Annotated in this window: 14 protein-coding genes, 1 pseudogene and 1 riboswitch; of the genes and pseudogenes, 9 read left to right on the top strand and 6 right to left on the bottom strand. The window is 39.8% G+C overall.

Annotation, left to right across the window (positions count from 1 at the left end):
- Positions 1 to 165 precede the first annotated feature (165 nt).
- The 8 genes and pseudogenes from LSG31_RS09180 to LSG31_RS09150 all read left to right on the top strand — a co-directional run bounded on the left by LSG31_RS09180 (position 166) and on the right by LSG31_RS09150 (position 5562).
- Positions 166 to 888, top strand: a complete 723-nt coding sequence (locus tag LSG31_RS09180; RefSeq protein WP_347438988.1) for a cytochrome c biogenesis CcdA family protein — start codon at positions 166 to 168, stop codon at positions 886 to 888.
- A gap of 201 nt (positions 889 to 1089) precedes the next feature.
- On the top strand, positions 1090 to 1380 hold the full coding sequence (locus tag LSG31_RS09175) for a helix-turn-helix domain-containing protein (RefSeq protein ID WP_347438987.1): 291 nt from the start codon (positions 1090 to 1092) through the stop codon (positions 1378 to 1380).
- Positions 1349 to 1675, top strand: coding sequence for a hypothetical protein (locus tag LSG31_RS09170; RefSeq protein WP_347438986.1), 327 nt, complete (start codon positions 1349 to 1351; stop codon positions 1673 to 1675). Before LSG31_RS09175 ends, LSG31_RS09170 begins: the two co-directional genes overlap by 32 nt.
- Positions 1569 to 2096 (top strand): annotated as a pseudogene (locus LSG31_RS09165) (RNA-guided endonuclease InsQ/TnpB family protein); the annotation flags it as partial. The gene LSG31_RS09170 and the pseudogene LSG31_RS09165, both read left to right, overlap by 107 nt.
- Positions 2097 to 2152: 56 nt before the next feature.
- Positions 2153 to 2218 (top strand): hypothetical protein, encoded by a 66-nt coding sequence (locus tag LSG31_RS23315; RefSeq protein WP_430734272.1) that lies wholly within the window; start codon positions 2153 to 2155, stop codon positions 2216 to 2218.
- A gap of 143 nt (positions 2219 to 2361) precedes the next feature.
- Positions 2362 to 3630 carry a sensor histidine kinase gene (locus LSG31_RS09160; RefSeq protein WP_347438985.1) on the top strand — a complete coding sequence of 423 codons (1269 nt, stop codon included), beginning with the start codon at positions 2362 to 2364 and terminating at the stop codon, positions 3628 to 3630.
- Between the two features lie 234 nt (positions 3631 to 3864).
- Positions 3865 to 3993: riboswitch (cyclic di-AMP (ydaO/yuaA leader) on the top strand.
- A gap of 3 nt (positions 3994 to 3996) precedes the next feature.
- Positions 3997 to 4836, top strand: a complete 840-nt coding sequence (locus LSG31_RS09155) for a C40 family peptidase (protein ID WP_347438984.1) — start codon at positions 3997 to 3999, stop codon at positions 4834 to 4836.
- Positions 4837 to 5268: 432 nt separating this feature from the next.
- Positions 5269 to 5562: a hypothetical protein gene (locus LSG31_RS09150; RefSeq protein WP_347438983.1), complete on the top strand. Its 294-nt coding sequence runs from the start codon at positions 5269 to 5271 to the stop codon at positions 5560 to 5562.
- Positions 5563 to 5618: 56 nt separating this feature from the next.
- Here the strand turns inward: LSG31_RS09150 and LSG31_RS09145 are convergent, their stop codons facing one another.
- From LSG31_RS09145 to LSG31_RS09125, 5 genes are all read right to left on the bottom strand, one after another.
- On the bottom strand, positions 5619 to 6323 hold the full coding sequence (locus LSG31_RS09145; RefSeq protein WP_347438982.1) for a DUF4396 domain-containing protein: 705 nt from the start codon (positions 6321 to 6323) through the stop codon (positions 5619 to 5621).
- A 470-nt stretch (positions 6324 to 6793) separates the two neighbouring features.
- The gene (locus LSG31_RS09140) at positions 6794 to 7915 is read right to left on the bottom strand and encodes a KamA family radical SAM protein (protein ID WP_347438981.1); all 1122 of its coding nucleotides are present in this window, start codon (positions 7913 to 7915) and stop codon (positions 6794 to 6796) included.
- Between the two features lie 175 nt (positions 7916 to 8090).
- Positions 8091 to 9542: an APC family permease gene (locus LSG31_RS09135; RefSeq protein ID WP_347438980.1), complete on the bottom strand. Its 1452-nt coding sequence runs from the start codon at positions 9540 to 9542 to the stop codon at positions 8091 to 8093.
- A gap of 69 nt (positions 9543 to 9611) precedes the next feature.
- The gene (locus tag LSG31_RS09130; protein WP_347438979.1) at positions 9612 to 10466 is read right to left on the bottom strand and encodes a hypothetical protein; all 855 of its coding nucleotides are present in this window, start codon (positions 10464 to 10466) and stop codon (positions 9612 to 9614) included.
- Entirely contained in the window at positions 10466 to 10891 is a 426-nt protein-coding gene (locus tag LSG31_RS09125; RefSeq protein ID WP_347438978.1) for a Fur family transcriptional regulator, read from the bottom strand. Before LSG31_RS09125 ends, LSG31_RS09130 begins: the two co-directional genes overlap by 1 nt.
- A 254-nt stretch (positions 10892 to 11145) precedes the next feature.
- Here LSG31_RS09125 and LSG31_RS09120 point away from each other — a divergent pair, with 254 nt between their 5' ends.
- On the top strand, positions 11146 to 11499 hold the full coding sequence (locus LSG31_RS09120; protein ID WP_347438977.1) for a four-helix bundle copper-binding protein: 354 nt from the start codon (positions 11146 to 11148) through the stop codon (positions 11497 to 11499).
- 60 nt (positions 11500 to 11559) lie between these two features.
- Here the strand turns inward: LSG31_RS09120 and LSG31_RS09115 are convergent, their stop codons facing one another.
- Positions 11560 to 11733 (bottom strand): SHOCT domain-containing protein, encoded by a 174-nt coding sequence (locus LSG31_RS09115; RefSeq protein ID WP_347438976.1) that lies wholly within the window; start codon positions 11731 to 11733, stop codon positions 11560 to 11562.
- Positions 11734 to 11914 lie beyond the last annotated feature (181 nt).

The raw sequence follows: 11914 nt of genomic DNA, 5'->3' as shown, positions 1-11914 counted from the left end.
ACTGTCATTTTTCTTTCGAAACTTTCTTCTTATAAATATTGACCAAAATATGTTTTCAATACCTTTTAATTGAAATCAAGAATTCAAACCGCATTGAATCGACGTTTGACAAGTTCCCCCATCCTTTTATAAGATACTTTTATATCTACAAAATGTAGTGGGGGTATGGCTATGAGTACTGCGAATCCTTCGATTTGGCTCGCCTTTTTAGCTGGTCTTTTGTCATTTGTCTCACCTTGTTGTTTGCCCCTTTATCCTTCCTATATCTCTTACATTTCAGGTATATCGTTTCAGACAGATTGTCAGTTCATCACTTCGGATATCCGGCGCAGAGCCCTTTTTCATTCATTATTTTTTGTTCTTGGATTTTCGATTATTTTTATTGCGTTAGGGATGTCTGCCAATTTTGTGGGTACATTATTTTCCCAAAATCGAATCCTAATCAGCCAAATAGGCGGTGTTATCGTCGTAGCTATGGGACTCTTCATGTTAGGTTTTTTGAAAATTGACTTTTTAATGAAAGAAAAGAAATGGATGATCCCATCCAAACCAGCAAGTTATCTTGGAGCTATCCTTGTCGGTATTAGCTTTGCAGCTGGTTGGACTCCTTGTATTGGCCCTATTCTCGCATCCGTATTGATTTTGGCTGCTTCCCAACCCGTGAGTGGAATGACATTGATGTTCTTTTACATACTTGGTTTTGCGATTCCATTTTTAATTCTTGCCTATTCACTTGGTTCCACCAAATGGTTAAGAAAATACTCAGGCAGTATCAGCAAAATCGGTGGAGCGATTATGATCCTGATGGGAATACTGCTTTATTTTAATAGAATGCCTTTAATTACTTCTTGGTTAATCAAACTGTATGGGGGCTTTACGGGATTTTGATTTCCAATGGAAAAATTCAACGATTGCTTGTTATCTGATACGCCGTAAAGCCCTTTTCTTTAGATATGGAGATATAAGGTGAATGATTTTTGATCCCCTGTCGGGGTGAAAAAATCATATACTTTCGCTCCTCCTCTCGCGACGAATTTCTATGCTTGTTAGAATAAAAGCAGATAAAATTCGTTAAAAGGAGAGAAGTAAATGCGGATTTCCTACAAATACCGCCTGTATCCAACTAAAGAACAACAAGCCAAGATTCTATACATTTTGGAACGTTGCCGACTCCTGTACAATCGATTGCTGGAAGAACGAATTCTTGCGTACAAAGAAACAGGCAAAACTCTCAACTACTACGACCAAGCAAATACCTTTAATGAACGCAAACAACACATTCCGACGCTCAAACAAATGCATTCGCAAGTGTTGCAAGATGTTGCAAGATGTTGCAAGATGTTGCAAGATGTTGCAAGATGTTGCAAAACGACTGGATAAAGCGTTTCAAGCGTTCTTTCACAGGGTGAAAGCGGGAGAAAAACCAGGCTTCCCACGCTTCAAACCTGTAACGCGCTATGATTCATTCACCTATCCACAAGGCGGCTATGCAATCGTTGGAAACAAACTGAAACTATCCAAGATTGGCGATATAAAAATCAAATTGCACCGCCTAGCCGCAAGGCAAAATCAAAACTTGCACCATCATCGTCAAAAATGGCAGGTTCTACGCTTGCCTATCTTGCGAAGTCGAAGCCCAACCACTGCCACCCACAGAAAAGCAAATCGGCGTTGATCTTGGTGTTAAGCACCTTGCCATCACATCAGATGGACAGTTTTCTGATTCGCCAAAGTATCTGCGAAAAAACGAAAAACGATTGAAATATCTGCAACGCCAAGTATCCCGCAAGAAAAAGGGATCAAAACGTAGAAAGAAAGCCGTTCGAGTTTTAGCAAAGCAACATGAGAAAGTAGCGAACCAACGAAAAGACTACGCCCATAAGGTAGCAAAGCAATTGGTGAATCAATACCAACTCATTGCCTTTGAAGACTTAAACGTGCAAGATATGGTCAAGAACCATCATCTTGCCAATAGTATCTCGGATGCAGGATGGAACCAACTCGTGCAATTCGTGACATACAAGGCTGAAAGTGCCGGTCGTCAAGTGGTGCAAGTGAATCCATACAACACATCCCAACGATGCTCAAATTGCGATGAGATTGTAAAGAAAACTCCGGCTGTTCGCTTCACGAGTGCCCACATTGTGGCTACGTGGCAGACCGTGACCAAAATGCGGCGATCAATATTTTGAATCTGGCATTGCAAAAAGCATCGTAACCAAAACAGCAACAGGCTCGGACGGAGCCTTCAAGGAGGGGTGAGGTTACGAACCCCGATGATCTGAGAAGCCCCTACTTAAAGCATGGGGAGTCGTCACCTTCAAAGAAATCAATTTACCCTTACAAAAAGGAAGAATATATATGTTTAAACAAACTCGGATTCGGCTGATACTATTAAATTCCATTGTTTTTTTTATCATATTAAATGGTTTTGGTGCTACAACTTATTTTTATATGAAACATCGAATGTATAATCAAGGTGATATGATGATGCGTTCTTTCGCTTCGCATTTGAAACAAATACATTTCAGAGATCTATTTTATCCAAAGAGCGGGGAAAGGGGTATCGATCGCAGATATTCCTATATTTTTTGGAATGATAAAGGACAAGTTCTATTACAACTCCCATCAAATTCTATATACCCAGAAGATATTCGTAAACTAAAATCAAAATTGGGTAAATCAACTATTCAAACTGTAGATCTAAGTTCGCAAACGTATCGTTTATTTACTATCCATTTCAATCAAGAGGATCGCCTTGATATGCCACTCTCCCATATAAATGCCGTTCAAATTATTGAGAATATCGAGCCTTTAGAGGAAATGTTTGATAGCTTACTCATTGTTATCTTGGTTAGCGGAAGTATCAGTATAGGGGTTGCATTTTTTATAGGGTTGTTTTTAGCTAACAGGGCTTTAATTCCTATACAACGCTCTTGGAACAAACAGCAACAATTTGCTGCAGATGCTTCTCATGAATTACGTACACCACTCACAGTGATAAAATTATACTTGGAACGGTTGTTTCGTCATCCAGATCATACAATTGAACAAGAAAGTGAACATATTGCAAACATCATTGGGGAAACAAGGCGTATGCATAAACTAATTGAAGAACTATTGCTTCTTGCTCGAACCGATTCGAACCGATTACAAATCATGATACAAACAGTGTATTTAGATGACATTTTGAAACGAGTGGTTCAAGACTTTCAAGAAATGTCAAGGATGAAGGATATTCAAATTTATACCTCAATCGAGAGTCCCATTAAAATTAACGGAGACAAGGAACGCCTTCACCAAATGTTTGTTATTTTGTTGGACAACGCTTTAAAATACACAAAAGTTGGAGGACATGTTACAGTTTCATGCGAACATATTGGAGCAACTGCCAAAATTGTAATCAAAGATAATGGAATTGGAATCCCAAAAGATGATTTACCATATATATTTGATTGCTTTTTTAGGGGAGATAAAGCACGAAATCGAACTTCTGAAGGAACAGGTCTAGGTTTGTCTATCGCTCGTTGGGTTATAGAAAATCATGGCGGAAAAGTTCGAGTAGAGAGCGAAGTGGGAATTGGAACTAGTTTTTTCATTAACCTACCATTAAAATTAAAACTAAGCTAATTTTACGTTTTTTATTGATTTCAATCCCTGTAGTTATGACATTCACTTTAATTTACATTCGCTAAATATTGTAGCCGTACAAATAAAGTGTCCATCACAATACACTCTCACACATTCTTCAAGAACATTCCTCTTGCCTATATGCTGTTACTTAAAACCGGTTACTTTTACTTGGTTTTTACAATTGCCAAACTTTGTGTAATGAAACGGGTTGACTGCCTATGGTAGACTTTCAACAAAACCAAGCCGAAGTTCTTTACGAACACGGGGGAACCAATATTTGGGGTAAAATCACACATTTGTGATCGGGGACCTTTTATCCGAACCCGTCAGCTAACCTCGCAGGCTACTAAAGGAGAGAATCCAGTGTTAAAAAAAAGTAAATTGCTAGCTTTTGGTACACCTATGGCGGTTGTAATGGCTGCTTCAATTGCAAGCCCGGCATTTGCCAATTCTGACATGCCACAATACATAGCAACGAATACTGGATGGGTTTCCTATCACAGACAACCAAGTGTATCGAGTCCAGTCGTTGGACGATTGGAACTGGGTGAAAAAGCACCATTAGTCAAGAAAGTAAATAATTGGTGGTATGACATAAGAGTAGGCGGAAAAGATGTTTATATCACAACAAACCCGAAATATTCAAAGGTAGTTAGTGGATCTGTATCACCAGCACTCACAACAAATCCTGTCGTTCAGCAAGCCCAACCTCCAGCAACACAGCCTTCCCAACAATCCCTAACGCTGACCCAACAGCAGCAAAAAGTATTGGAGATAGCAAAATCTCAAATTGGCGTTAAGTGGGTATATGGAAAGCAGATCCCTGGTGTAGCTTTTGACTGCTCAAATTTTACCTCATGGGTTTATAAAACTGCTGTGGGAATTAAGTTCTCTTCCTCCAGTCGCCAACAACGATACGATACAAACATTGGCAGACAGGTCATTCTCGATCCAAACGACAAGTTTAAAAATCTGCAAGTCGGCGATTTGTTATTTTTCACGAACCCTGCTGACCCCGGGGATGGCTCCATCAATCAGTCAACGAGCGGCGGTGGCGGACATCTCGGTATGTACGCTGGCGAAATAAATGGGAAACATTATATTATTCAAGAAGGTGGCGGACGAGGTAAAGTTACATACGAACCAATGGAAGGTACTTGGTTTGCGAAAAACTTAGTATATGCAAAACAAATATTGAACTAATTGGACAAGCTAAGAGGATTGCTTCCAGAAAATCCGTCGAAATACAACCAGTACTTCTCAGTAAAACATTGCTAAACTAGAAGTTATCTATATTTCTTCACTGAAGCCAGAATTCTTGTTTGCATAGAAACTCTGGCTTCTTTCACATTTATAAACAAGCATCCAATTCGATTTTCTAATCGTTTTTTATCTCTAGAAACTCACATTTAAAAATAATTCACTAGATTTGCCTGCCAGAATGGACAAATTTCTTTTCGTTCGGAATATACATAGTATTATCTTCTATATGAGGGGATGAGGACGATACTGATTGTTGTGACACCGTTTTTGGCTTCTGTGATAGGATTTATTGTTTGTTACCTCCTATTGAACGGACAAAATAATAAACATTCATCGAACCATGCCTTGATGCGCCTTTGTATGGGGAATTCCATGGCACTGTCATTCTCTTTTGCCATGTTGGTGGAATTGACAACCGGAAGCAAAACAGTTGGAGCGATCATTACTTTAGTGACGATCGGAATCGCAAGCATCTGGATCACTCAACGGATGGAAATGTTGGATATGGTGGAGGTGATTCTCTCTGTCGTTATGGGAGTAGCCATGGGTATTATGTTCATTGGGATGTTGTCTGATCTTACCATTTTGGTAATCCAAATAGGGTTGCTGGCGACAGAGTTCCTGTTCCTTGTAATTTGTAATAAATCTTCTTTGCTCCGTGGCTAGTTTGTTAAATAGAGAATTGAGATTCGAATTCACGTGATTTTGACTAAACGTTTCATTCAATCATCCGATTGTTCATGCTGCATAGAATGGGTGGAATGGGTTCCCCCATGCCCCATTACATGGGAACTGCCCATTCCATGCTTCATTCCTTTACTAACCATCCACCAATTGATTGGATATGCAATGATCGAACCAATCAATATACTGATGGACATGACAAACCAAAATCCCGGTGACCATGGAGACATAACTGACCATACATTCATCAAGTAATACATCGCTGGGAACATCCCCATCACCATGAAAGTAAGCGACAGAAATTCTGCCAAAAAACCGGTTTGAATGGCTTCCTGAAAAGAAATCTTGTTCATGTGCATAATAGGAATGGTTTGAAAGAGAAGCCACCCCACCAAAAAACCAATTACATACTCCACAATCATATCTACATACATCGGTGTGCCAAGTTCGGCGGTCACAACTGAAGCCGCAACAATACCTAAAGCATCTCCGGCAACACAATGGATCAACGACCCAACCGCTTGCTTCCACATAGGTGCAACGAATGATTCGTGGGTGCCTGGTTCTGGCTCCCTGCAACTTGTTACATAAATGATAAGCCCAATGGGGCCTAAATAAAAGGTAATCAGTATCCAGGCCACCTTCATCATATTCATAATTTCCGGTTGACGACGTAAATCATCCACTAACCAAACTACACAAAAAACCGAAAGCAGTGCCCACAAGGAAGCGATGAGTTCCATTATCCGCATTACACTCCCATTCACGATAGATCGGGATCATTATTAAAACATAGTTTTTCACCAAAAGGAGAATTTATACTTCTTGATAAAAACTATGTTATTTAAAGTATTTACATCAAGTCAAACCCCGAACTCAAGGGCAAAAAGATTATCCTTCAAGAAAAACGAATGCTGATCAACATACGAAACTGTACAACCAGATTGCGATTGCCTAAAATATATTGAGTGTTTGTGGAACCATCAATTATACAAGAAACGTCGGTCTCCCGACTTAGAATTGGCGTTACCTTTATATCAGAAAATGGGGGAATTCTAGCTGTACGTGAGATTTCTCCTCCAATGAGTGTTTAAAAATCAAGTAATAGAATTGTACGTATATTCGGTGCGCCAGAAGAACGTACAACAGCGAGTGTTTTGCTATACATTCCATCTTTCAATAAAACTGTATTCAGATCAAATCCTCCTTAGGATCAAACTCCTTCAACATCAATCCATTCCTTTTTCAAATATTCACCATTGGTAGTGAGATCGTCAAACCACGCAGCATCATCCGGGCATGGCAATACCATAAACTTCCCGTATTGCCCATTGCGTGCTTGATGGTATTTTAAATACGCTGTATCATCTTCCATCGCCAATATTTCTATTTTACCGGAAGAATGGCTTAAAACCAACCGCACTCTCTTGCCCAGTCCGGATGTCTTGGCTTTTGCTTGTTCGACTAGTTGATATATTGTCTTTAAAGGCAGTACAAATTCCGAATTGCCAACGACCGGACGATTGACAAAGAAATAGTAAGGAGTAACTCCTGCAAAAGCAAGACGATTTAACAATTCTGCCAATACATCCGCATCATCATTGATCCCACGCAATATAGGGGTTTGGTTTACCATAATTACACCGGCTTTTTGCAAAACATCAAAACACTGTAAAGCCTCATTTGTGATCTCTCGGGGATGGCTCACATGCGTGACAACATAGATTCTGCGATCCAATTGAGAATACTCCTGAAACGTTTCCAGTAATTCTTTGTCGTTATAAATTCGCATCGGATCAAAGACCGGCAGTTTCGATCCAAACCGAATGATCCGCACATGGTCCATTTGCCTCAAACTCTGTATCAGGTTCCTGATTCGCGCTGTTGATAAGAGTAAAGGATCTCCACCTGTTAACAGCACATTGTTGATTTCAGGATGTTCATGAATATACGCAAGCCCCTCTTTACAATCCAACACCGTTTCCGTTACATCCTCTTGAAAGAGCCGCTTGCGAAAGCAGTATCTGCAATACGCTCCACATACCTCGGAAACGAGCAAAAGCGCCGTTGTCTGATATTTGTGTTGGCAGCCGGGAGCAACATAATTACTCTCTTCATCGGATGCATCCCAATCTCCGTATTCATCCAATTCATTTATGCTAGGAATAATCAACTTCTTAATCGGATCGTCGGGATCTTGCCAGTTGATCAACTGCAAATAATACTCATTTACACGAAATGCGTATTTTTCGGTAACCTCCTTCAGCATGAGGCGTTCTTGTTCAGGTATGTCTAGGATGTGGTTGATATTTGTGATATATTTGGTCATCTTCATACACCTCACCCACTAAAGAATACGATGAAAAACAAACAATTTCAAAATATTCTTTAAAAAATGAAAGTTTTTAAAGGAGTATCTTAGTGTAAATTTTAGAGGTCAATCGTGTAAGACCAACTAAGACTTCGCCAAGAAAGCTTGGCGAAGTCTTAGTTTTCTTTATTTGATTCAATTATTCTCCTGGAAGATGAGATGTTTTGGCAAGGGAAACATCGATTTCTTCAAACTCAAAAATATGAATGGTTGGACGAACTTTCCGCGGAAATATGACAAAGACGAATCCAAATAGAATCAAAACGAGAATTACTCTGTCTATCCATGGAGAAATAATCTTCGGGCTTAAAATCAAAAAACCAACGATAACAGCCGATAAATACACAGTCGTAAATAATGAACCAATGCGCATCCAGAAATGAGAATGAGGTTTCAATGTATGAGCTCTATTCTCGTCATGTTTCTGCCACAGAAAAATCGTTGCGGTCAAGCTGTCGAGCATAAACTCAAGTGTCAAAAAGAAACCGGCGGTTGATAAAATCACGTTAAAAAATGAGGCAAACGAGCTTATGAACAATTGTAATAGTGTGACGAGCCAAACAGTGAGTAAAATAACAAGTGTCGCATAGGATGGTACACCGTGCCGGTTCAATTTGGCAAACCGATACGGAATCAAGCGATCCCTCCCCATCACAAACAAGCTCCGAATCAATATGTATCCGGTTAACCAAAGGGAGCCAACAGTCGAAGCTAAAATTGGAACAAGGATCCACTTGGTATTGGAAATAGAAAAATGAGTGGATACTTTTTGTGACCATGCCAACATGACATCTGGGGAATTTTCCAACAAATGAATTGGGGTTTCCGTCAAAATCAATGGAAAAAAGAGCATGTAAATGCCGAGCGCCGAAAAAGCTCCTATAATCCCTCCGATTCCTGGATCCTTTCTCGGATGAATCGATTCTTCTGTTGCATAGCTGTCAATTTCCCAACCATCAAGGATCGTTGTAGCAATTACCATTGTGAGCAAAATCCCTGATATAGGAACTGACCCAGTCGAAACAGAAAAATGCGCGTACGGTAACATTCCAATACCTAGTGTAGCAAATACAAGAAGGAAAACGAATTCAACAATCATGAAGATTTGGGTAATACGAGCAGTCAAATGTGCACCAAATAAAAGTGGGATAGCAGCAAATAAAATCCAAAATGTACCAATTATAAACTGCACCCAAATATTCGTTGCCCATTGTGGATGTATCAAGGCAATCGTGTATTGTGCTGCTGGAAGTACAATGGGTGGGAGAGAAGTAAAATATGCCAAGATAATAACCCATCCCTGAAAACGTGAAGTCGTTTCGCCTAAAACCCTAGCAGACCAATAATAGGATGCCCCTGATTGCGGAAAGTGTTGATTCAATAATCGAAAAATCAACGAATTAAGTACTGAAGGCAATGCTATGAGAAGAATGGCAACCAAGCTAAATGAACCGCTATACCCTATCATGACACCACCCGCAGCTGCAATACTGAACGCGGGGCCAACGCTGGAAATTGAAAGACTACTCAAATCCGTTAACGAAAAAATACGTCGCAGACCTTCTTGTTTTTTTATCGACTTGATTCTCAAACTGTTGTCCTCCGTAATAATCCTCAGATCTTTAAAAATTTTCAAAAATTATGCAGTCGAACATCTTGGTTATATATTCGTATTAACCATCCTCAATGCCCTTCGTACAGACCATCCGCCAATTCCCGCCACGATTACGATGACAAGTATCAGACCGATGTTAATGGAATCCAAATTGTGAATACGAATTCCGGTCGATATGCCCCAATCATTTATACTTGGAATGGCCAGAGCAAGTATTCCAACAATCATAAACAATGCACCGCCATAAAGCAGGGTGTTGCCAGATACAAACCTGCCCATGATCTGTTTCGCACTTTGATCGATTTTTTTGCGTTCCATCCAGCGACCAAAAAGTGCGCCGATTAGTATTTGCATGATCGTACTTCCTGCCCCAAAAAGGAGTCCTGGAATAAATCCCATCCAAGCATGCGGCATGGTTGGTGTTATAACCGTATACAAAATGGTTGCCATCGCCCCGGTTCCCCATCCGGCCACAAATCCATGAAGCAAGGCAAGTTTTACAGGTACTGGCTTCCCATCCTCAGGGAGGTTCGGCAGAAGCTTTTGCAGCCAAGGAAACATATGTAGCGTTTTTTGTTTATACAAAATGTAATATCCGGACAACAGCATAATCAAACCGACCAGAAGATAAATGATCATTTCTTCGTTTGGCTTCATTAAAAAATCGGTCAAAGAAAAATACGCCAATTGAGATGCAATCATACGTTGAAACATGAATGCTGCTGAAAAAAACAGTCCGGCACGAATCCCCCCCTTTGTACTGTAACTGCCAATGGCATAACTGAATGTAATAGGCCAAGTATGTTCATCAGGCGTAACACCATGAATCATTCCCAATATAAGAGCCGTTATAAGTCCTACACCAATTGACACATGCTGGGGATCCCACAAATTGAGCATCAATGTTTCACCTCTTGTGATGGTTCACGTTCACATGTTACGCAATATCCAAATAAATCGATTTTGTGACTTGTCATCGTTCCATATCGTGAAATATTTTGAAACGGCAGACATTCAAACACATCCTGTACCCTGCGGCAGTGCAAGCAGATAAAATGATGATGATGTTGATGCGTGCAAAACGTGTAATAAATCTCTCCATTTACCAAAAAAGGCGTTGTAAGATCTAGTTTTGTAAGGACTTCCAACAATCGATACACTGTGGTAAGCCCGACACGTACATGTTTCCGCTGAACCAGTTCAAAAAGTTGTGCAGGGGTCACAATTTTCTCAGTCTTCAAAAATGTATCCAGTACTAATTCCCGCTCATATGTGATTCGAAAGTTGTTTTGGTGAAGTAACTCCTTTACAGAATCTATATCCATATTTATACGCACCCCATTTAAGGAAAATCATTTTCTATAACATATTACATTTAGAATCTACATATGTCAACTTAAAAATACGTCACTACCTTTCATGCATCTTTGCTTCTCTTTCCTTCGTTTTTTATTTCACAATGCGTTAATTTCAGTTTACTTCTGCTGAAAAATTGGGCTGATAAGTGAGTTAGACATTTGCACAGTACAAGTGCTTATACACATACCCTATGTGTGAAGTCTTATTCAGGAGGGAACTTATGGATCATCCAATGTACATGGTAACTCATCAAATGCATTCGGGGTTATTAAAAACGCTTCAGGACTGTTCGATCATGTGCGAGCATACATTGACTATTATGCAAGGTGCACCAGATTATCAGGCAAGAACCACTCAGCGTCTTTTGTTGCATGATTGTACAGATATTTGCGGCTTATGCGCCAAGTTTTTTACACGTCATAGCATGTATTCAAAATCTTTATGTCAGTTGTGTGCATACGTCTGTGAAGCGTGCGGAAATGAATGTATGAAATTCCCTGATCGAGAATCACAAATGTGTGGGCAAATGTGTTTGGCTTGCGCACAAGAATGCCGAGCTTTTGCGATGGCTTAAATCCCAAGCAGTCTATAACAAACCAAGGGCTGTCATCGAAAAGACAGCCCTTGAAATCAATTATTCCCCTAAAATATTCCTCATACGTCTGTATTCTTCTTCTGAAATCTCACCTCTGGCAAATCGCTCTTTCAGAATTGTCACAGTTTGAAACTCTGTCTCGGCTTTATCGTTTTTTATCCCTTTTGTAATGAAATAAACAACTCCCACAACCAGCAGAAGTGGAATTATCATCCAAATAATTCTTGCCTATTCACTTGGTTCAACTAAATGGTTAAGAAAATACACAGGAATGACTAGCAAAATCGAAGAGAATATTTGTGATGATTCTAATGAGGATACTTGGCTATGTGTCCCAAAACATACGAAATCAAATTCGGGAAACATAAAAAACGAGGAAACCACACTCTAGGTT

Origin of the sequence: Fodinisporobacter ferrooxydans (genome assembly GCF_022818495.1) — a bacterium.
Classification (GTDB): domain Bacteria; phylum Bacillota; class Bacilli; order Tumebacillales; family MYW30-H2; genus Fodinisporobacter; species Fodinisporobacter ferrooxydans.
Note: the sequence above shows the minus strand (reverse complement) of the source record. Positions and strands in the feature narration are given on the sequence as shown.